This is a genomic window from Streptomyces carpinensis (assembly GCF_002154505.1).
GTDB lineage: Bacteria > Actinomycetota > Actinomycetes > Streptomycetales > Streptomycetaceae > Streptomyces > Streptomyces carpinensis.
The window spans coordinates 1-20,066 of sequence record NZ_MUBM01000105.1 but is presented as its reverse complement, the minus strand read 5'-3'; the positions used below and the strand labels follow the sequence as shown (position 1 = coordinate 20,066).

The following is a 20,066-nucleotide window of genomic DNA, read 5'->3' as shown; positions in this document are numbered from 1 at the left end:
GAAGGGGATGCAGTGAGCGAGCCGTTTTCCGTCCGGGTGACCGTCCGCGGGTACGAGACCGATGTGCAGGGACACCTCAACCAGGCCGTGTACCTCAACTACGCCGAGCACGCCCGCTGGTCGCTGCTGCAGGCGGCCGGGATCAGCCAGGCGGGGCTCATCGCCAGGGGGGTCGGGCCGGTCGCGCTGGAGACGACCATCCGCTACCGGCGGGAACTCCTCGCGGGCGAGGAGGTCGATGTGACGTGCGCCTTCGAGTGGGGCGGCGGCAAGACGTTCCGGATCGAGCAGACGATACGCAAGCTCGACGGCACGGTGGCGGCGGAGATCACGGCGGTCGGCGGGCTGATGGACCTGAAGGCGCGGAAGCTGGTGGCCGCACCCCAGGACCACTTCAAGGAACTCACCACGGAACCGGGGCTGTTCGGCCTGTGACACGCCTCAGGGGTACGGCACCCGCGGTGCCGTACCCCTGAGATGGCCGGATGCGTCAGTGCGCCGGTGCCGGATGGGCCGATTCCGCGATCTCCTGGCCTCCCTCCATCGGGTGGGTGACGTCCTCCGCGTCGCGGCCCTTGCCGATGTGGTTGAAGAGCAGGTTCAGCAGGACCGCCACGACACAGCCGGTGGAGATGCCGGAGTCGAGGACGATCCGCACGGTCTGGGGGAAGGCGTGGTAGAAGTCCGGCGCCGTGATCGGGATGATGCCGACGGCGAGCGAGACGGCCACGATCAGGACGTTGTTGTCCTTGTCGAGGCCGGCCCGGACCAGGGTCTGGATGCCGCTCGCCGCGACCGAGCCGAACAGGACCACGCCCGCACCGCCGAGCACCGGACGCGGCACCACGGCGATGAGGGAGGCGGCCATCGGGCACAGGCCCATCAGGACCAGGAAACCGCCGCCGACGGCGACCACGAAGCGGCTGCGGATGCGGGTCATGGCCACCAGGCCGATGTTCTGCGCGAAGGCGCTGCACATGAAGCCGTTGAAGAGCGGGCTGAGGGCGGAGCCGAGGGTGTCGGCGCGCAGGCCCGCCTCGATCGTCTTCTCGTCCGAGGGACGCTCGACGATCTCACCGAGGGCGAGCATGTCCGCGGTGGACTCGGTCATCGAGACCACCATCACCACGCACATCGACAGGATCGCGGCGATCTGGAACTGGGGCGCGCCGAAGTGGAACGGCGTGGGGAAGCCGACGACGTCGGCTTCCGCGACCGGGCCGAAGTCGGTGACGCCGAAGGGTATGGCGATGAGCGTGCCGGCGACCAGGCCGATGAGGACGGCGATCTGCTTGACGAAGCCCTGGGTGAAGCGGCGCAGCAGCAGCACCAGGACGAGGGTGATGCCGGCCAGGGCGAGGTACTTCGCCGATCCGTAGTCGTGCGCGGCCGGGTTGGGTCCCTGGGCCCAGCCGAAGGAGACCGGCAGCAGCGAGACGCCGATGAGGGTGATCACGCTGCCGGTGACGACCGGCGGGAAGAAGCGGATCGCCTTGCAGAAGACGGGGGCGGCCAGGAAGCCGAGGAGGCCGGCCACGATGACCGCGCCGAAGATGATCGGCAGGGCGTCGGACTTGTCCTTGGTGGAGGCGACGATCGCGGTCATCGGGGCGACACCGGCGAAGGTGACGCCGTTGACGAAGGGCAGCCGGGCGCCGATCTTCCAGATGCCGAGGGTCTGCAGGAAGGTGGCGAGGCCCGCGGTGAACAGGCAGGCGCCGGTGAGGAAGGTCAGTTCGGTGCCGGACAGCCCCACGGCCGCGCCGACGATCAGGGGCGGGGCGACCACGCCCGCGTACATGGCGGCCACGTGCTGCAGGCCACTGGTCGCCATTTTCAGGGCGGGAAGCTTCTCGTCCACGGGGTGGATCGACTCGGCTGGCGGTCGTGCCTCGTCGCTGGTGGTGGGGTGAGCGGCCACGGCGGCTCCTCCGGTCGGTTAACACGTCGGCTCTGACGTGGGTGTCAGGGAGGTAATGCGTGTGGTCGTGCGGGACCGGGGGCGGGTCCTTGGCAGGGCCCGCCGGGGTGTGGCGAACGGAGACCGTTCCGGGGCGCGCGTCCCCGCGCGCCCCGGAGCCGGCCGCCGTGGACCCCGCTCGGGTCCACGGCTGCCGGCCGGGAGCCGTCCCTCCCGGCCGGAGCTCTTCAACTGCTCAGCCCTGCGCCGCGATCCGCGCAAGCCGCTGCGCCTCGTCGCGGGTGGAGCGGGCGATCGCGTCCTCGTCGACGGTGAGCAGGCGGCTGTTCTCGACGATCTGCCGGCCGTTGACGAAGGACGCCGTGATCGGGGCGGCGGCGCCGAAGACCAGCGCGGTCACCGGGTCGGCGATCGAGGAGTGGGCGAGCGTGTCCAGCTTCCACAGCACCAGGTCGGCGAGCTTGCCGGCCTCCAGGGAGCCGATCTGCTCGGCGCGGCCGAGGACCTGCGCGCCGCCGTAGGTGCCCAGTCGGAGTGCCTGCCGGGCATCGAGGGCGGCCTCGCGGTGCGGGCCCAGGCGGTTGATGAGCAGGGCGTTGCGCAGCTCGGTGTGGAGTTCGCCGGACTCGTTGGAGGCGGTGCCGTCGACGCCGAGGCCGACCGGCACACCGGCCTTCAGCATGTCGGGGACCCGGGCGATGCCGGCCGCGAGGCGGGCGTTGGAGGACGGGCAGTGGGCCACGCCCGTCCTCGTACGGCCGAAGGCCTCGATGTCGGAGTCGGTCATGTGGACGCAGTGCGCCATCCACACGTCCTCGCCCAGCCAGCCCGTGGACTCGAAGTAGTCGGTCGGGCCCATCCCGAACAGCTCGTGGCAGAACTTCTCCTCCTCCACGGTCTCCGAACCGTGGGTGTGCAGCCGCACACCGAGCCGGCGGGCCAGCTCCGCGCCCTGCCGGAGCAGTTCGGTGGAGACGGAGAAGGGCGAGCAGGGCGCCACGGCCACCTGGGTCATGGCGTCGAAGGAGGCGTCGTGGTGCTTCTTGACGGTCTCCTCGGTGGCGGCGAGCGCGCCCTGAAGCGTCTCGACGGCGAAGTCCGGCGGCAGGCCGCCGTCCTTCTCGCTGCGGTCCATCGAGCCGCGGGCCAGGGTGAACCGCACCCCCATCTCGGAGGCGGCCCGGATGATCGCGCCGGACAGGTCGCCGGAGCCCTGGGGGTAGACGTAGTGGTGGTCCATGGCGGTGGTGACACCGCCGCGGGCCATCATGGCGAGGGACCCCTGCGCGGCCGAGTAGGCCATCTGCTCGTCGATGCGCGCCCACGTCGGGTACAGCGCCACCAGCCAGTTGAACAGGTTGTGGTCGGTGGCCAGGCCCCGGGTGATCCACTGGTAGAAGTGGTGGTGGGTGTTGACCAGGCCGGGCGTGGCCAGGTGGCCGCTCGCGTCGATCCGGCGTACCACGTCCTCCAGACCCGCGGGGGCGGCGCCGGCGCCGACCGACTCGATCCGGTTGCCGTTGACGACGATGTGCCCGGAGGCGTACTCGGTGTCGCCCGCGTCCACGGTCGCGATCGCGCAGTTCTCGATGACGATGCGCTGGGCTGCCGATGATGCCATGGCGCTTCCTTGTCTTTCGGTGGCGGCCCGTGAACGGGGTGTCCACGGGGAGGGCACGGCAGGACCCTAGGAGGATTTGAGTGCCGGAGCCGTGCGGCTCCGGGTGCCGAGATGGTGGAAGAACAGGTTGAGCAGGACCGCGACGATCGCGCCGGCGCTGATGCCGGAGCCGAGGACGGTCTGCGCCCAGGCCGGGAACGCGGCGTAGAAGGTGGGCGCGGCCAGCGGGATGATGCCGGCGCCGAGGGCCACGGCCACCAGGATGATGTTGGAGCTGTCGTCCAGCCCGGCCTCGGAGAGGGTCCGGATGCCGCTGACGGCGATGGAGCCGAACAGCACGATGCCCGCGCCGCCGAGGACCGGCATGGGGACCAGGGAGACGACCGCGCCGAGCACCGGGAAGGCGCCGAGGACCAGCAGCGTGCCGCCGGCGACGGCGACCACGTAGCGGCTGCGCACCCGGGTCAGCGAGACGACGCCGACGTTCTGTGCGAAGGCGGAGGTGGGGAAGCCGCCGAAGACGGGACCGAGCAGGGTGGCGATGCCGTCGGTGCGCAAGCCCCGGGTGATGGTGCGGGCGTCCGCGCGGCGGTCGCAGATCTCGCCGAGGGCGAGCATGCCGGCGGACGACTCGGTCATCAGCACCAGCATCACGATGCACAGCGACAGGATGGCCGCGGGCTGGAAGACGGGGGTGCCGAAGGCGAACGGCGTGGGCAGCGCGGCGATCGGGGCGGACCTGATGCCGCTGAAGTCGGCCAGGCCGAACGGGACGGCGGCCAGGGTGCCGATCAGCAGCCCGAACAGCAGGGCGACCTGCTTGACGAACCCCTTGCCGAAGCGCTGGATCAGCAGGATCACGGCGAGGGTGAACGCGGCGAGCGCCAGGTTCTTCATGGAGCCGAAGTCGGCGGCGGTCTTGTCGCCGCCCTGCGCCCAGCCGACGGGTACGGGCATCAGCGTGACGCCGATGAGGGTGATCACCACACCGGTGACGAGCGGCGGGAAGAACCTGAGCAGCCGGCCGAAGAACGGTCCGACGGCCAGGCAGAAGGCGCCGGCGACCAGCACCGCGCCGTAGATGGCGGGGAGTTGGTGGCCCTTGTCGTTGGTCTCGGCGATGGCGAGGATCGGGGCGATGCCGGCCGAGGAGGCGGCGTTCACGAATGGCAGGCGGTTGCCGACGAGGCCCTTGACGCCGATGGTCTGCAGAACGGTCGCGACGCCGGCGATGAGCAGGGACGCGGCGATCAGCCGGGTGCGGGCCGCGATGTCGAGTCCGCAGGCCTGGCCGATGATGAGCGGAGGAGTGACAACGCCCGCGTACATCGCGGCGATGTGCTGGAGCGCGGCGGGGACGAGCCGCGAGGGGTGGAGCTTCTCGTCCACCGGGTGCACGGACGTGACGGCGTCCTCGGTGTGCACCGGCGGGGTGGAACCCGGGGCTTTGGCGGGCCCCGTTGCAGGCTGTGCCATTTCGTTCCCTCCGGTGTGGCGCGCCACCGGCCCGGGTGGCGGGGCCGGTGGCGCGCGTCCCGCGTCAGAGGTTGGTCATGTCGACCGGGATGAGCTGCTCGGCGCCGTCCCGCAGGATGGTCGCCTCGATCAGGCCGTAGGGACGGTCGGCGGCGTAGTAGACGGCGCCGTCCTTGGCCTCGTTGTCGATCCCGAAGGACGACAGGTCCGAGCGGAAGTGGTGCTTGTTGGGCATCGAGAAGCGGATCTCGTCGACCTCGTCGCGGGAGTTCAGCACCCGCACACCCATCTCGAAGAGGGTCTGCTGGAGCGAGTACGAGTAGGTCTCGGCGAACGCCTGCAGCGCGTGCTTGCGCACCCCGTTGTACGAGCGGTCCCAGTCCGGGGCGTGCGAGTCGATGCCGTCCCAGTTGTGCCGCCACCAGGTGGAGACGGTGGTGGCGAGGATGCGGTCGTGGTCCTCCTGGAGGGTGGTGTACTTGTCTTTCAGGAAGCCGAAGAACTCGGAGTTGGTCGAGTTCAGGACGGTCAGGTCCTTGAACCCGGAGAGCACCTGGATGCCGTGGCCGTCGTAGGTGATCTGCGCGACGCGGGTCTCCTGGCCCTTGCGGACGAAGGAGTGCGCGATCTCGTCCGAGCCGACGAAGCGGGCGCCGGACTGCGAGGTCTCGATCCGCTCCCAGGCGTACTCCTCGATGCGGATGCGGGCCCGGTGGATGGGCTCGTTGTTGTCCACGAAGTGGCGCGCGAGCCTGACGCCGAGGTCCTCGGCGCTCTGGATCCCGTGCTCCTTGGCGAAGGCGAACACCGTGTTCTTGGTGGTGTCGGTCGGCAGGACGTTGGCGTTGGAACCGCTGCGGTGGACCTCCTCCATGTCGCCGGAGAGGGCGACGGAGACGTTCAGGTCCTTGATGTGGTGTGTGTCGCCGTCACGCGTGATCTTGACAACGCGGTTCTCCGCCTTGCCGTACTGGTTCTGTCCCAGGACGAAACGGGTCATGGTGTCGGTCAGCTCCCTCGGTAAACGGAGTAGCCGAACGGGTTGAGCAGCAGCGGAACGTGGTAGTGCTCACCGGGCACCACCGCGAAGGTGATGGTGACCTCGGGGAAGAACACCGGCCGGCCGTTCTCGCTGTCCCGGAGCGCGGGGGCGTCCTGCTGGGCCGCGGCTTGTTTCGTGGCGAAGTACGTCTCGGTGTCGAAGTCGAGCCGTACGTGGGTGGTCCCTTCCGGCAGGGCCGGCAGGTCCTTGCACCGCCCGTCCGCGTCGGTCGCGGAGCCGCCGAGCGCCTGCCAGTCCGCGTCGCCCCCGGCTCGGGCGGCGAGGTGGACGGCGACGCCCTCGGCCGGGCGGCCGATGCTGGTGTCCAGGATGTGCGTGGACACGGAAGCGGTGGTGCTGGTGCTCATTCTCAGGCGTCCTCTTCGACGAGTCGGGCCAGTCGGATGCGGTTGATCTTGCCCAGCTCGGTGCGGACGATCTCCCGCTCCTGCTCCGGCGCGTTGCCGATCCGCTCCTTGACCGCGTCCCGCATCTGCTCTCCGGTCCGGCCGGTGGCGCAGATGAGGAAGACGTGGCCGAACTTCTCCTGGTAGGCCAGGTTCAGTTCGAGCATCTCCGCCTTGAGGTCCTCGGAGGCGCCGGCCATGCCGCTCTGTTCGCGGGCAGAGGTCGGGTCCCCGGACTTGGGGCGGCCGATCGGCGGGTGGCCGGCCATCGCCTCCTCGAGGTCCACCGTGGTCAGTTCGGCCATGGCGGTGTCACTGGCGGCGTAGAGGTCCTCGGGATCGGCGCAGGGACGGGCGGCGAGCAGCCGCTCCGCCCACGCCGTGGAGGCGCACACCTCCAGGAGCGCGGCGCGGGCCGCGGATTCCGGGAGGGTGTTGAAGCGGGCGAGGCCCGACGGCGTGGAAGTCGTAGTCACGGGAGCCTCCGTGGCCGCGAACGGCCTTTGTGCTGAACGGGCTGCGGATAGCTAACGCCCTCCGAAACATCACGTCAACACTTTGTTGAAAATTCTGGGTGACCCCGGAGTTTCCCAGGAACGGCCCGGCCGCGAGCGGCTCAGGCTCGCTTCTCCCGGTTCAGGTGGCTGCGAGCGGCTCAGCCTTCCTTCTCCCGGTTGAGGTAGTTGTAGACGGTGAAGCGGCTGACGCCCAGTGCGCCGGCCACGGTCTCCACGCCGTGCCGCACGGCGAAGGCGCCGCGTGCCTCGAGGATCCGCACGACCTCCTGCTTGGCCTTGCGGTCCAGGTCCGCGAGCGGCATGCCCCGGCGCCGCTCCATGGCGGCCAGGATGTGGTCGAGGGAGTCGGCGAGCTGCGGCAGGCGTACGGCGACGGCGTCCATGCCGTCCCAGGCGAGCACGACGTCCTCGGGGCCGGCCTCGTCCGGCGGGAGCAACTCGCCGCCGATCGCGTCGACCAGCGGCTTGACGGCCGCGATGAAGGGCTCCTCGCCGGTCACCTCCCACCGTCCCCGATCACGTTGACCTGGAGCGAGATCCGGGTGGCGCCGGCCTTCAGGCTCTTGCGCAGCAGAGCGTCCACGGCGGTCAGGACGGTCTCCGCGCTCCCTTCCGCGGTGTTGCCGAACGGGCCGACGTCCACGGCGTCCAGTTCGGCGGCCTCGACGACCTCACGCGCCACCAGCGCGTGCGCGGGCGCCTCGTCCAGGTCGAAGGGTTCGGTCGTGAACTCCACTCTCAATCGCACGCGCTCAACCTAACGCGCGGCGCCGGTTTCCGGGCGGCCTCGGCCGCCCCGGAGCACGCCGGCCGACCGCCCCCTCTTGACAAGCCACGACACTCGGCGGCAGTCTTCCATTAAGCAGAAACGAACTTCCGCAATACGGAATAGAGATCGGAAGGGAGCGCGGCCCTGATGGGATTCGCAGACCAGCGCTTCAACGTCAACCTGTCGATCCTCTTCACGGAACTCCCGCTCCTGGAGCGCCCCGCGGCCGCCGCCGCGGCCGGCTTCACCGCGGTCGAGCTGTGGTGGCCCTGGATCGACACCCCCACCCCCGAGCGGTCCGAGCTCGACGCCCTGAAGAAGGCGATCGAGGACGCGGGCGTGCAGCTCACCGGCCTGAACTTCTACGCCGGACAGCTCCCGGGCCCCGATCGCGGCGCCCTCTCGGTCCCCGGTGACGAGTCGGAGAGGTTCCGCGCCAACATCGACGTGGCCGCCGACTTCGCCCGGTCCCTGGGCTGCACGGCGCTCAACGCCCTGTACGGCAACCGCGTCGAGGGCGTCGACCCGGCCGAGCAGGACGCGCTCGCCCTGGAGAACCTGGTGCTCGCGGCCCGCGCCGCCGACCGGATCGGCGCGGTCCTGCTGATCGAGGCGCTGAACAAGCCGGAGTCCCCGCTGTACCCGCTGGTGAGCGCGCCCGCCGCCGTCGAGGTCGTGGACAAGGTGAACGCGGCGACCGGCCTCGGCAACGCCAGGTTCCTGATGGACCTGTACCACCTGTCGATGAACGGCGAAGACCTGCCGTCGGTGATCGAGCGGTACGCCGCGAAGACCGGCCATGTGCAGATCGCCGACAACCCCGGGCGCGGCGCCCCCGGGACGGGTTCGCTCCCGCTGGAGGAGCTGCTCGACCAGCTGAAGAAGGCCGGTTACGACGGCTGGGTCGGGCTGGAGTACAAGCCGGGCGACCGGCCCAGCGCCGAGGCCTTCGACTGGCTTCCCGCCGAGGCCCGCGCGGCCCGCTGAGCACCGACCCGCAGACGCATCAGAGCAGTGAGAGAGGCACCCACAGCATGAGCACCACTCTTCCCAAGGTCGCCTGGATCGGCCTCGGCATCATGGGCTCCCCCATGTCCGAGAACCTGATCAAGGCGGGCTACGAGGTCACCGGCTACACCCTGGAGCAGGAGAAGCTGGACCGCCTGGCCGCCGCCGGCGGCACCACGGCCGGCTCGATCGCCGAGGCCGTCGCGGACGCCGACGTCATCGTCACGATGGTGCCCGCCTCCCCGCAGGTCGAGGCGATCGCCTACGGCCCGGACGGCATCCTGGAGAACGCGCGGTCCGGCGCCCTGCTGATCGACATGTCCTCGATCACCCCGCAGACCTCGATCGACCTGGCCGCCGCCGCCAAGGACAAGGGCGTCCGCGCCCTCGACGCCCCCGTCTCCGGCGGTGAGGCCGGCGCCGTCGAGGCCGTACTGTCGATCATGGTCGGTGGCGAGCAGGCCGACTTCGACGAGGCCAGGCCGATCTTCGAGGCGCTGGGCAAGACCATCGTGCTGTGCGGTCCGCACGGCTCGGGCCAGACCGTGAAGGCGGCCAACCAGCTGATCGTCGCCGTGAACATCCAGGCGTGCGCCGAGGCCGTGGTCTTCCTGGAGAAGTCCGGCGTGGACCTCGAGGCGGCCCTGAACGTCCTCAACGGCGGCCTGGCCGGCTCCACCGTGCTGACCCGCAAGAAGGACAACTTCCTCAACCGGGACTTCAAGCCGGGCTTCCGCATCGACCTGCACCACAAGGACATGGGCATCGTCACCGACGCCGCCCGCAACGTCGGCGCCGCCCTGCCGGTCGGCGCCGTGGTCGCCCAGCTGGTCGCGTCGCTGCGCGCCCAGGGCGACGGCGGCCTGGACCACTCGGCCCTGCTGCGGGCCGTGGAGCGCCTGTCCGGCGCCCAGGTCTGACCGCCCGGCGCCCACAGCTCCGGGAGATGCCGCAGCCGACACCTGACCTGTCGCGCCCAGGCAGCGGCATCTCCCGGCATCACGCCCTGCGGCGACCGAGGGGCTTCGACACCCCGTCAATCAATTTCAACAAACTGTTGACGCCCCGATCGCCCCAAATCTAGGCTCCACGAAGCGGAAACAAGTTTCCGCTGCCCCTCGCATGGAAGGTCCCCGATGTCGAAGCGCGTGCTCACGACAGAGTCCGGCGCCCCGGTCGCCGACAACCAGAACTCCGCCTCCGCCGGCATCGGCGGCCCGCTCCTCCTCCAGGACCAGCACCTCCTGGAGAAGCTGGCGCGCTTCAACCGCGAGCGCATCCCGGAGCGCGTGGTGCACGCCCGCGGTTCCGGCGCCTACGGCCACTTCGAGGTGACCGACGACGTCACCGGCTTCACCTCGGCGCACTTCCTCGGCACGGTCGGCAGGCGCACCGAGGTGTTCGTGCGCTTCTCCACCGTCGCCGACTCCCTCGGCGGCGCGGACGCGGTGCGCGACCCGCGCGGCTTCGCGGTGAAGTTCTACACCGAAGAGGGCAACTACGACCTCGTCGGGAACAACACGCCGGTCTTCTTCATCAAGGACCCGATCAAGTTCCCCGACTTCATCCACTCGCAGAAGCGCGACCCGTTCACCGGCCGCCAGGAGCCGGACAACGTCTGGGACTTCTGGGCGCACTCCCCCGAGGCCACGCACCAGGTGACCTGGCTGATGGGCGACCGCGGCATCCCGGCGTCGTACCGCCACATGGACGGCTTCGGCTCGCACACCTACCAGTGGACGAACGACAAGGGCGAGGCCTTCTTCGTCAAGTACCACTTCAAGACGAACCAGGGCATCCGCTGCCTGACCGCCGAGGAGGCCCAGGAGCTGGCGGGCAAGGACCCCAACTCGCACCAGACCGACCTGCTCCAGGCGATCGAGCGCGGGGTGCACCCCTCATGGACCCTGTACGTCCAGATCATGCCGGCGGCCCAGGCGGCGGACTACCGCTTCAACCCGTTCGACCTCACCAAGATCTGGTCGCACAGGGACTACCCGCTGCAGCGGGTCGGCCGCCTGGTCCTGGACCGCAACCCGGGCAACGTGTTCGCCGAGGTCGAGCAGGCCGCGTTCTCCCCGAACAACTTCGTGCCGGGCATCGGCCCGTCGCCGGACAAGATGCTCCAGGGCCGGTTGTTCGCCTACGCCGACGCCCACCGCTACCGCCTGGGCGTCAACCACACCCAGCTCGCGGTGAACGCCCCGAAGGCCGTGCCCGGCGGTGCGGACAACTACGGCCGCGACGGTCTCATGGCGTCCAACTCCCAGGGCCGGTACGCCAAGAACTACGAGCCGAACTCCTACGACGGTCCGGTCGAGACCGGCCGCCCGCTGTCGGCCCCGCTGGCCGTCACGGGCCACACGGGCACCCACGAGGCCCCGCTGCACACCAAGGACGACGACTTCTTCCAGGCCGGTGAGCTGTACCGGCTGATGTCTCGGGAGGAGAGGCAGCGTCTGGTCGCGAACATCGCCGGTGGCCTGTCCCAGGTCTCCCGCAACGACGTGATCGAGAAGAACCTCGCGCACTTCCACGCCGCCGACCCCGAGTACGGCAAGCGGGTGGAGGAGGCGGTCCGCGCCCTGCGCGAGGACTGATCCCACAAGCCGCGTCCGGTGTCCCGACGGGGAGGTCGGGAGCCGGACGCGTACGCCCCGCGCGGGCGCCGGGCAACCCGGATGAGGGGTGGTCGCCCGGCGCCGCGCGGTCAGGGCGAGGACCGCGGCGGCGTGCGAGCCAGTGCGGTGGTGAAGGTCCCGGGGACCGCCTTCTCGACCAGAGGGAAGGCATCCCGGCGCCGTCGCACCCGCCGCGGTCCCAGCCACGTCGCCTTGCGCTGCGCGAGGCCCCACGGACTCCGTCCGGCGGCGCGAACGTCCTGTCGCGCCCAGTCTCGCGCCGTCGGACGGCCTCAACGACATCCTGACCCGCTGAAGGGCGCCGGATGCGGACGGTCCCCGCATCCGGCGCCCTTCGGTGTTCCGCCGCGGTCCTTCTCGCGTCCCGGGTGCGGATCGGCCCCCCGAGCAGGACGCTGAAGGCATGGACCACTTCACGCAGCATCCGCACATCGTGGTGCATCCGCCGGCCCTGGACGGCTCCCGGCGGGTCACCGAGGGCGACGTGACCCTCGGGCTCGCGTCCCACCTGGACGACGTCGTCGAGATCCTCCGCCTGGCCGACCTGGACCGTGTCGAGGTCGAGGAGAGCGACCTCATCGAGTGGCAGGGCGGCGGCCCGGACGACTGGCCGGGCCTGTCGGAGCACGAGGACCGCTGAGCCACGGGCGCCCCCGGTCGCGTACGGCAAGCGCGTACGGCAGGGGTCGTAGGCGCGGCTACGGCATGCTCAAATCGAGCTCTGAACCCGGCCCGGGAGGCATCAACCGCCCCCGCACGCGGGCAGATTCCCTCACACGGGACCCGCCGGCACGGGGGCGGCGGGCCCCGTTCCGACGGCGGGGGATTGCTCATGGACAGTGCCGACAGAGCTGCGACGGACCGGCTGGAGCCGCACGAGATCGCGTTCCTGCGCGGCGGTCGCCGCGCCGCTCTCACGGTCGCCGTCCTCACCCTGCGACTGCGCGGCAGCGTCGGCCGCGGGCGGGGCGGCACCCTGTGCACCACGCAGCCGCTCGACGACACGGGCACGGTCCTTCCCGCGCTCCCGGCCCTCACGGAGGCCGTGCACGGCTCCCTCCGCAGCCCCGCGGACATACGGCAGTTGCTGGTCCGGGAAGAGGTCGCCCTCGCCCTCGTCGACGTGCGCCACGAGCTCACGGTCGCCGGGCTGATGCGCGTGCTGCTGCCCGGTAGCACCCGGGCCGGCCGGCGCACCCTGCGCGCCCTGCGAAGCGCGCACCCGATGCCCACGACCCGCAGAGGCCTGTCGCCCGAGGATCGGCTGCTGGCCGTGGCCCTGTACGGCGACCGGGCGCTGACCACGCTCATGCCCCGCTTCGCGCGGGAGGGCGGGCTCGTCGGACGGCGTGGCAGGGCCACCGAGCGGGAGCGGGAGTACGGGCAGTCCTGGGGCAGCGGCTCGGGCGGCCTCAGCTGCGGCGCCGTGTGACGGTTCGCGGGTCACCCGGACGAGCGGCGTGACGGCCGCGGGCTTCCCCGACGACGCGGAGGGGTGGCCCGTCCCCCAGGACGGGCCACCCCTCGCGGTGCGCGCGTGTGTCAGACCTTCAGGGTCCTGATCGAGGTCGGTGCGTGGCCGGGCTCGGTGGCCAGTTCCTCGAACTCCACGACGTTGCCGATGTCGTTGGTGCCCGACATCGAGATGTTGGTGACGCGCTCCAGGATCGCCTCGACGACGACCGGGACCTGGTACTCGGCGGCGAGCTTCTTGGCCTCCTCGAAGGCGGCACCGAGCTCGTTCGGGTCGGTCACCCGGATCGCCTTGCAGCCCAGGCCCTCGGCGACCTTGACGTGGTCGACGCCGTAGACGCCCAGCTCCGGCGAGTTGATGTTCTCGAACTCCAGCTTGACCTGGAAGTCGATGTCGAACGCCCGCTGCGCCTGGCGGATCAGGCCCAGGTAGGAGTTGTTGACGAGGACGTGGACGTAGGGGATCTTGTGCTGCGCGCCGACGGCCAGCTCCTCCAGCATGAACTGGAAGTCGTAGTCTCCGGACAGGGCGACGACCGGGGACTCCGGGTCGGCCTTGGCGACACCCAGCGCGGCCGGGACGGTCCAGCCGAGCGGGCCGGCCTGGCCGCAGTTGATCCAGTGCCGCGGCCGGTAGACGTGCAGCATCTGCGCGCCGGCGATCTGTGAGAGGCCGATGGTGGAGACGTAGCGGGTCTCCGGACCGAAGGCCTTGTTCATCTCCTCGTAGACGCGCTGCGGCTTGATCGGGATGTCGTCGAAGTGCGTACGGCGCTGGAGCCTGGCCCTCTTCTCCTGCGCGGCGGTGGCCCAGACGGAGCGGTCGGGCAGCTTGCCGGCCGCCTTCAGCTCCCGCGCGACCTCGACGAACAGCTCCAGCGCGGCCTTGGCGTCGGAGGCGATGCCGTAGTCGGGGGCGAAGATCTTGCCGATCTGGGTGGGCTCGACGTCGACGTGGACGAACTTCCGTCCGGCGGTGTAGACGTCCAGCTTGCCGGTGTGGCGGTTGGCCCAGCGGTTGCCGATGCCGAGGACGAAGTCGGACTCCAGGAAGGTCGCGTTGCCGTAGCGGTGCGAGGTCTGCAGACCGACCATGCCGGCGTTCAGCTCGTGGTCGTCGGGCAGGACGCCCCAGCCCATCAGGGTCGGCACGACCGGCGTGCCGGTCAGCTCGGCGAACTCGACGAGCAGGTCGGCGGCGTCGGCGTTGATGACACCGCCGCCGGCCACGATCAGCGGCCGCTCGGAGGCGTTGAGCAGCGCGATCGCCTTCTCGATCTGGGCGCGGGTCGCGGCCGGCTTGTAGACGGGCAGCGGCTCGTAGGTCTCCGGGTCGAACTCGATCTCCGTCATCTGGACGTCGATCGGCAGGTCGATCAGGACCGGGCCGGGACGGCCGGAGCGCATCAGGTGGAAGGCCTGCTGGAAGACGCCGGGGACCTGGGCGGCCTCCAGGACGGTGACGGCCATCTTGGTCACCGGCTTGGCGATCGAGGCGATGTCGACGGCCTGGAAGTCCTCCTTGTGGATCACGGCGGTCGGGGCCTGGCCCGTGATGCACAGGATCGGGATGGAGTCGCCGGTGGCCGAGTACAGGCCGGTGATCATGTCGGTGCCGGCCGGGCCGGAGGTACCGATGCAGACGCCGATGTTGCCGGGGTGCGTACGGGTGTAGCCCTCGGCCATGTGCGAGGCGCCCTCGACGTGGCGGGCGAGGGTGTGGCCGATGCCTCCGGAGGCCTTGAGTGCCGCGTAGAAGGGGTTGATCGCCGCGCCCGGCACACCGAACGCGTCGGTGACGCCTTCACGCTTGAGGATCTCAACTGCCGCGCGGGCAGCGGTCATACGAGCCATCGAGTACTCCTGCTTCGGCTGTCTTCTGCTGTCTCGGCTGCCGGATTCGCACTCCCGTCGCGCCCTGCGGTGAGCTCTTCCGTACTTCCGTATAGCGGAAAGTAGTTTCTACGATCTGGAAGCAATGTAGGGGGGTGCGCGAAACGCGTCAAGAGAGGGCAAGCAGGAGACGGCCGCTGGGCGAATCGCCGGACGGCCGGGGGCCGCCGAAGCACCAGGGGAGGCTGTTTCGGCCGCCACGTCGATGTGACGCCTCGGGTCGGGCCATGCCCGAGAGCGCGCCAGTGCGCCGACCGGCCCGCCGGCGCGAGACCTGTGCACCGCACCGCCGTGTCCGTGCGTGTGCGGCGCACCGGTCACGCCGTCGCCGGACCGCCGCGCGGGGGCCGGGCCCGCCTTCCACCTGTTTCTCGCGAGGAGGCACCGGCGTTCACGCCGGGGAGGAATCGCGTCCGGGTTCGCGACGCGAAGCGTCGCCGTATCCGGTTCAGGGCGCGGAGCGCCCGTACCGCCGTCAGGCGCTGCCGGGGTGATGCGAACCGTGTGGTCGCTGGTTGCGGTGGCGGCTGTGGGGTCGGGGTACGTGTGCGCAACCGTGTCCCCCGCGGGACAAGAACTCCGCACGCGTGATGCCCGCCCGGGCTGGTCCCGGCCCGGCTGGTGCCGACGGCGGAAGACCTCCTGGAGCGCTGCTCCAGGAGGTCGGCCGAGCCAGGAATCCCCTCACTTCGGGGAGGGGAGGATTCACGCCTCGTCAGGCACCGTACGTCTGGCGCAGCTCCACCTTGCGTACCTTCCCGGACACCGTCATGGGGAAGGACTCCAGGATCTGCAGCCTGCTCGGGATCTTGTAGTGCGCCAGCCGCCCCTCGCAGAAGGCGCGCAGGTCGTCCAGCGTCAGCGGGTCCGCCGCGTCGAGCGGGATGACACAGGCGAGCACCTCCTCGCCGTACTTCTCGTGCGGCACGCCCACGACCTGCACGTCCCGGATCTTCGGGTGGCCGTAGAGGAACTCCTCGATCTCACGCGGGTAGACGTTCTCCCCACCGCGGATGATCATGTCCTTGATGCGGCCGACGATCTCGACGTACCCGTCCTCGCGCATCGTCGCGAGGTCCCCGGTGTGCATCCAGCGGCCTGGGTCGATGGCCTCGGCGGTCTTCCCGGGCTCCTCCCAGTAGCCGAGCATCACGCTGTAGCCGCGGGTGCACAACTCGCCCGCCGCGCCCCGGGGCTGGGTCACCCCGGTGGCCGGGTCGACGATCTTCACCTCGATGTGCGGCAGCACCCGGCCGACCGTTCCGGTGCGGTGTTCTAGGTCGTCGTCCATCCGGGTCTGCAACGACACGGGGGACGTCTCGGTCATGCCGTAGCAGATGGCGACCTCCGCCATGTGCATCTCGGCGACCACCCGCTTCATCACCTCCACCGGGCAGGGAGAGCCCGCCATGATGCCGGTGCGCAGGGTGGAGAGGTCGTGATCGGCGAAGTCGGGGAGGTTCAGCTCGGCGATGAACATGGTCGGGACGCCGTACAGGGACGTGCACCGCTCCTGCTGGACGGCGTCCAGGGTGGCCCTGGGGTCGAAGGACGGTGCCGGGATGACCATGCAGGCGCCGTGCGAGGTCGCCGCGAGGTTGCCCATCACCATGCCGAAGCAGTGGTAGAAGGGCACCGGGATGCAGATCCTGTCCTGCTCACTGTAGGCGACCAACTCACCCACGAAATACCCGTTGTTGAGGATGTTGTGGTGGGAGAGGGTGGCGCCCTTCGGAAAGCCCGTGGTGCCCGAGGTGTACTGGATGTTGATCGGGTCGTCGCAGGACAGCTCGGCGGCGCGGAGGCGGAGTTCCGCGTCGTGCTCGGGTGTCCCGCGGGCGATCAGCGCGTCCCAGCTCGGATCGCCTATGTAGACGGTCCGTGTCAGCCTGGGGCAGTTGCCGGAGACCTGCTCCACCATCGCCCGGTAGTCACTCGTCTTGTGCCGGACGGAGGCGAAGAGCAGGGAGATGCCCGCCTGCTTCAGGACGTACTCCACCTCGTGGGTGCGGTAGGCCGGGTTGATGTTGACCATGATCGCGCCGATCCGGGCGGTGGCGTACTGGACCAGCACCCACTCGGCGCAGTTGACGGCCCAGATGCCCACCCGGTCGCCCTTGGCCACCCCGCTTGCCAGCAGCGCGCGGGCCAGCCGGTCGACGTCCGCGGCGAACTCGGCGTAGGTCCAGCGCCGGCCGGACTGCACGTCGACGAGCGCCTCGCGGTCGGGCCAGGCCGCTACGGCCCGGTCCAGGTTGGCGCCGATGGTGTCGCCGAGCAGGGCGGTGTCGCTCGTTCCGTGGCTGTACGACAGTTCCGAGGTCACCGGAAGTCCTCCTCGCGGTACTCGTCGTCGGAGCCCGCGGCCGTGGCCTCGCGCAGCTCGATCCGGCGGATCTTGCCGGAGACGGTCTTGGGCAGGTCGCCGAACTCCAGGCGGCGGAGGCGCTTGTAGGGGGCGAGGACCTGGCGGGAGTGCTCGAAGAGCACCTTCGCGGTGTCGGGGCCGGGCTCCCAGCCCTCCGCCAGCACGACGTACGCCTTCGGCACGGCCAGGCGCACCTCGTCCGGCGCGGGCACCACGGCCGCCTCGGCCACCGCCTCGTGCTCCAGCAGGGCGCTCTCCAGCTCGAACGGGCTGATCTTGTAGTCGGAGGCCTTGAAGACGTCGTCCGACCGGCCGATGTACGTCAGGTATCCCTCCTCGTCCCGCGAGGCGACGTCTCCTGTGCGGTAGTAGCCGCCGGCCATCGCCTGCGCCGTGCGGTCGGCGTCGCCGTGGTAGCCGGCCATCAGGCCGACGGGCCGTTCGGACAGGTCGAGCGCGATCTCGCCCTCGGTCACGCCCGGGGCGCCGGTCACCGGGTCGAGGAGTTCCACGCGGAAGCCGGGGCTGGGCCGCCCCATGGAACCGGTCTTCAGCGGCTGGCCGGGGCTGTTGGAGACCTGCACGGCGGTCTCGGTCTGCCCGAAGCCGTCCCGGATGGTCACGCCCCAGGCCCGCCGGACCTGCTCGATGACCTCGGGGTTGAGCGGCTCGCCCGCGGCGACGGCCTCGCGGGGCGGGGTGCGCAGCTGGCCCAGGTCGGCCTGGATGAGCATGCGCCACACGGTCGGCGGGGCGCAGAACGTGGTGACCCCGGCGCGGTCCATCTCGGACATCAGCCGGGCGGCGTCGAAGCGGGTGTAGTTGTGGATGAAGACGGTCGCCTCCGCGTTCCACGGGGCGAACAGGTTCGACCAGGCGTGCTTGGCCCAGCCGGGCGAGGAGATGTTCAGGTGCACGTCGCCGGGCCTGAGGCCGACCCAGTACATGGTCGCCAGGTGCCCGATCGGGTACGAGGTGTGGGTGTGCTCGACCAGCTTGGGCCGGGCGGTGGTGCCCGAGGTGAAGTAGAGCATCAGCGGGTCGTCGGCCAGGGTGGGGCCGTCGGGGACGAACTCGGCGGGGGCGGCGTACGCGTCCTCGTACGGCTCCCAGCCCTCCTCGGGCAGGCCGCCGACGGAGATCCGGGTGTAGGCGCCGGGCACGTCGTTGAACTTGGCGGTGTCCTCGGCCCGCACGATCACGTGCTTGACCCGGCCGCGCTCGACACGGTCGCGCAGGTCGGCGGGGCCGAGCAGCGGGGTGGCGGGGATGACGACGGCGCGCAGCTTCATCGCGGCCAGCGCGGTCTCCCACAGCTCGGCCTGGTTGCCGAGCATGACGAGGATGCGGTCCTCGGCGGCGACGCCGCGCCGGCGCAGCCAGTTCGCGGCCCGGCTCGAGCGTTCGGCCATCTCCGCGAAGGACAGGCGGGTCTCGGTGCCGTCCTCCTCGACGATGTGCAGGGCGGTGCGGTCGTTCCCCTCGGCGACGACGTCGAACCAGTCCAGCGCCCAGTTGAAGTGCTCGGGGCGGGGCCACTCGAAGCCGGCGTAGGCCGTGGCGTAGTCCTCACGGTGTTCCAGCAGGAAGTCCCGGGCCCTGCGGAAGGTCTCCGTCGCCGTCGTCATCTGTCCTCCATGTGTGGTCCTGGGTACCGGACCATTGCGGGGCGGCTCCGCCACATCGTGTAATCCGTGATGCGGGTCTCACTACCCCCGAACGGGGGTGTGGTGAGCACGGGTCCGTGAGAAGGGGCGAGCAGGTGACGGCGAACGCGTCCGGGGCGGCGGAGATTCGGGGTGCGCTGGTACGGCTGCGGCGCGCGACGGGCCTTCCGGTCGCCTTCGGCGGCCTGGTCGAGCCGGGCCGGCCGCGGGTACGGATCAGTGAGCTGACGGGTACGGCGACGCTCGCGCTCAGCGCGCTGGCGGTGACCTCCGGCAACGGGCTCGGCGGCAAGGCGGTGGCGCTGGCCCGCCCGTGCGCGGTGACGGACTACTCGCTGTCCCGCCAGATCAGCCACGAGTACGACGCGGCGGTGGCGGCGGAGGGGCTGCGCTCGGTGCTGGCGGTGCCGGTGGTGGTACGCCGCCGGGTACGCGGTGTGCTGTACGGCGCCCTGCGCACGGCCCAGCCGCTCGGTGACCGGGCGTTGAGCGCGGCGGTGGCGGTGGCGCGGGACGTGGAGCAGGCGCTGGTGGTGCGGGAGGAGGCACGGGACCTGCTGGCGGCGGCCCGCCCGGAGCCGGCGGACGGGGACGCGGCGACCGGTGCCGCCTGGGAGCAGGTCCGCGAGGCCCACGCGGCGCTGCGCGCCCTGGCCCCGCGGATCACGGACCCCGCCCTGCGCGCGGAACTCCTGAGCGCCTGCGGCCTGCTGACCGCCGCCGCGGCTCCGGCTCCGGCGGGCGGCGTGAGCCTGGCGCCGCGGGAGGTGGACGTCCTGGCCTGCGTGGCCGCGGGCGCGACGAACGCGACGGCCGCCGCGCGCCTCGGCCTCAGCCCGGAGACCGTGAAGGGCTACCTCCGCTCGGCCATGCGCAAACTGGGCGCCCACACCCGGGGAGAGGCGGTGACGGCCGCCCGCCGAGCGGGCGTATTGCCGTAGGGCCCCGGTTGCCTGCCGTCCGGGGTGAACCCTGGGTTTCCGGGGTGAACCCTGGGTTTCCGGGGTGAACCCTGGGTTATCGGGAACCCGTGCCCGGGAGGCGGCGCCTGGGGTGCTCCAGGCACGGGCCCCGGCGACGTGGACGACAAGTGGGCCCGGGTGCCGCCGGGTGGACGCGGGGCGCCGGCAGGCCGCAGACGGCCGGGTGCTCCGCGCACGGTGACCGGGCTGCCACCTGTCGGGAGGGGCCGCCGCCGGCTGCCGCGGGGCCCCGCGACCACCCGGCGGAGGGCCGGGCGCCCTCCGGCCGGAGGGTCGAG

18 protein-coding genes and 1 pseudogene are annotated in these 20,066 nt (G+C 71.0%); 8 read left to right on the top strand and 11 right to left on the bottom strand.

The annotated features are described in order from the left end of the window. The first annotated feature begins 12 nt into the window (after window positions 1–12). The gene (locus BZY54_RS16050) at window positions 13–435 is read left to right on the top strand and encodes an acyl-CoA thioesterase (RefSeq protein ID WP_086725878.1); all 423 of its coding nucleotides are present in this window, start codon (window positions 13–15) and stop codon (window positions 433–435) included. 55 nt (window positions 436–490) lie between these two features. Here the strand turns inward: BZY54_RS16050 and BZY54_RS16045 are convergent, their stop codons facing one another. The 8 genes from BZY54_RS16045 to BZY54_RS16010 all read right to left on the bottom strand — a co-directional run bounded on the left by BZY54_RS16045 (window position 491) and on the right by BZY54_RS16010 (window position 7,733). Continuing rightward, entirely contained in the window at window positions 491–1,921 is a 1,431-nt protein-coding gene (locus tag BZY54_RS16045; protein ID WP_279634686.1) for a nucleobase:cation symporter-2 family protein, read from the bottom strand. Between the two features lie 235 nt (window positions 1,922–2,156). Continuing rightward, window positions 2,157–3,542, bottom strand: a complete 1,386-nt coding sequence (locus BZY54_RS16040) for an 8-oxoguanine deaminase (protein WP_086725877.1) — start codon at window positions 3,540–3,542, stop codon at window positions 2,157–2,159. 66 nt (window positions 3,543–3,608) lie between these two features. After that, complete coding sequence (locus BZY54_RS16035) at window positions 3,609–5,018, bottom strand: nucleobase:cation symporter-2 family protein (protein WP_086725876.1); 1,410 nt, start codon at window positions 5,016–5,018, stop codon at window positions 3,609–3,611. A gap of 64 nt (window positions 5,019–5,082) precedes the next feature. Then, window positions 5,083–6,018, bottom strand: coding sequence for a factor-independent urate hydroxylase (pucL, locus tag BZY54_RS16030; RefSeq protein WP_086725875.1), 936 nt, complete (start codon window positions 6,016–6,018; stop codon window positions 5,083–5,085). Between the two features lie 8 nt (window positions 6,019–6,026). After that, window positions 6,027–6,428, bottom strand: a complete 402-nt coding sequence (gene uraH, locus BZY54_RS16025) for a hydroxyisourate hydrolase (protein ID WP_086725874.1) — start codon at window positions 6,426–6,428, stop codon at window positions 6,027–6,029. Window positions 6,429–6,430: 2 nt separating this feature from the next. Continuing rightward, window positions 6,431–6,943, bottom strand: coding sequence for a 2-oxo-4-hydroxy-4-carboxy-5-ureidoimidazoline decarboxylase (gene uraD / locus BZY54_RS16020; protein WP_086725873.1), 513 nt, complete (start codon window positions 6,941–6,943; stop codon window positions 6,431–6,433). A gap of 179 nt (window positions 6,944–7,122) precedes the next feature. Next, a complete protein-coding gene (locus BZY54_RS16015; protein WP_086725872.1) occupies window positions 7,123–7,485 on the bottom strand; it encodes a helix-turn-helix domain-containing protein in 363 nt (120 codons plus the stop codon). Further along, on the bottom strand, window positions 7,482–7,733 hold the full coding sequence (locus tag BZY54_RS16010) for a YkoF family thiamine-binding protein (protein WP_086725871.1): 252 nt from the start codon (window positions 7,731–7,733) through the stop codon (window positions 7,482–7,484). The genes BZY54_RS16015 and BZY54_RS16010 overlap by 4 nt, the downstream gene beginning before the upstream one ends. 168 nt (window positions 7,734–7,901) lie before the next feature. Here BZY54_RS16010 and BZY54_RS16005 point away from each other — a divergent pair, with 168 nt between their 5' ends. The 5 genes from BZY54_RS16005 (at window position 7,902) to BZY54_RS15985 (ending at window position 12,836) form a co-directional block, all read left to right on the top strand. Then, on the top strand, window positions 7,902–8,741 hold the full coding sequence (locus BZY54_RS16005; RefSeq protein WP_086725870.1) for a TIM barrel protein: 840 nt from the start codon (window positions 7,902–7,904) through the stop codon (window positions 8,739–8,741). Beyond that, the gene (locus BZY54_RS16000) at window positions 8,738–9,682 is read left to right on the top strand and encodes a 2-hydroxy-3-oxopropionate reductase (RefSeq protein WP_425276285.1); all 945 of its coding nucleotides are present in this window, start codon (window positions 8,738–8,740) and stop codon (window positions 9,680–9,682) included. Before BZY54_RS16005 ends, BZY54_RS16000 begins: the two co-directional genes overlap by 4 nt. Window positions 9,683–9,898: 216 nt before the next feature. Continuing rightward, the gene (locus tag BZY54_RS15995) at window positions 9,899–11,362 is read left to right on the top strand and encodes a catalase (RefSeq protein WP_086725868.1); all 1,464 of its coding nucleotides are present in this window, start codon (window positions 9,899–9,901) and stop codon (window positions 11,360–11,362) included. A 445-nt stretch (window positions 11,363–11,807) separates the two neighbouring features. Next, window positions 11,808–12,044, top strand: coding sequence for a hypothetical protein (locus BZY54_RS15990; RefSeq protein ID WP_086725867.1), 237 nt, complete (start codon window positions 11,808–11,810; stop codon window positions 12,042–12,044). 192 nt (window positions 12,045–12,236) lie between these two features. Next, window positions 12,237–12,836, top strand: a complete 600-nt coding sequence (locus BZY54_RS15985) for a hypothetical protein (RefSeq protein WP_086725866.1) — start codon at window positions 12,237–12,239, stop codon at window positions 12,834–12,836. Window positions 12,837–12,946: 110 nt separating this feature from the next. On the opposite strand, the gene gcl is transcribed toward BZY54_RS15985, so the two are convergent. Next, window positions 12,947–14,731 carry a glyoxylate carboligase gene (gene gcl / locus BZY54_RS15980; protein WP_086725865.1) on the bottom strand — a complete coding sequence of 595 codons (1,785 nt, stop codon included), beginning with the start codon at window positions 14,729–14,731 and terminating at the stop codon, window positions 12,947–12,949. A gap of 602 nt (window positions 14,732–15,333) precedes the next feature. Between gcl and BZY54_RS53245 the strand changes: the two are divergent. Beyond that, window positions 15,334–15,432, top strand: a pseudogene (locus tag BZY54_RS53245) (RNA-guided endonuclease TnpB family protein); the annotation flags it as partial. 53 nt (window positions 15,433–15,485) lie between these two features. On the opposite strand, the gene BZY54_RS15970 reads toward BZY54_RS53245, so the two are convergent. Further along, complete coding sequence (locus tag BZY54_RS15970) at window positions 15,486–17,096, bottom strand: AMP-binding protein (protein WP_086725863.1); 1,611 nt, start codon at window positions 17,094–17,096, stop codon at window positions 15,486–15,488. After that, window positions 17,093–18,766, bottom strand: a complete 1,674-nt coding sequence (locus tag BZY54_RS15965) for an AMP-binding protein (protein ID WP_086725862.1) — start codon at window positions 18,764–18,766, stop codon at window positions 17,093–17,095. The genes BZY54_RS15970 and BZY54_RS15965 overlap by 4 nt, the downstream gene beginning before the upstream one ends. A 134-nt stretch (window positions 18,767–18,900) precedes the next feature. Between BZY54_RS15965 and BZY54_RS15960 the strand changes: the two genes are divergently transcribed. Next, the gene (locus BZY54_RS15960; RefSeq protein WP_086725861.1) at window positions 18,901–19,746 is read left to right on the top strand and encodes a helix-turn-helix transcriptional regulator; all 846 of its coding nucleotides are present in this window, start codon (window positions 18,901–18,903) and stop codon (window positions 19,744–19,746) included. Window positions 19,747–20,066: the final 320 nt, after the last annotated feature.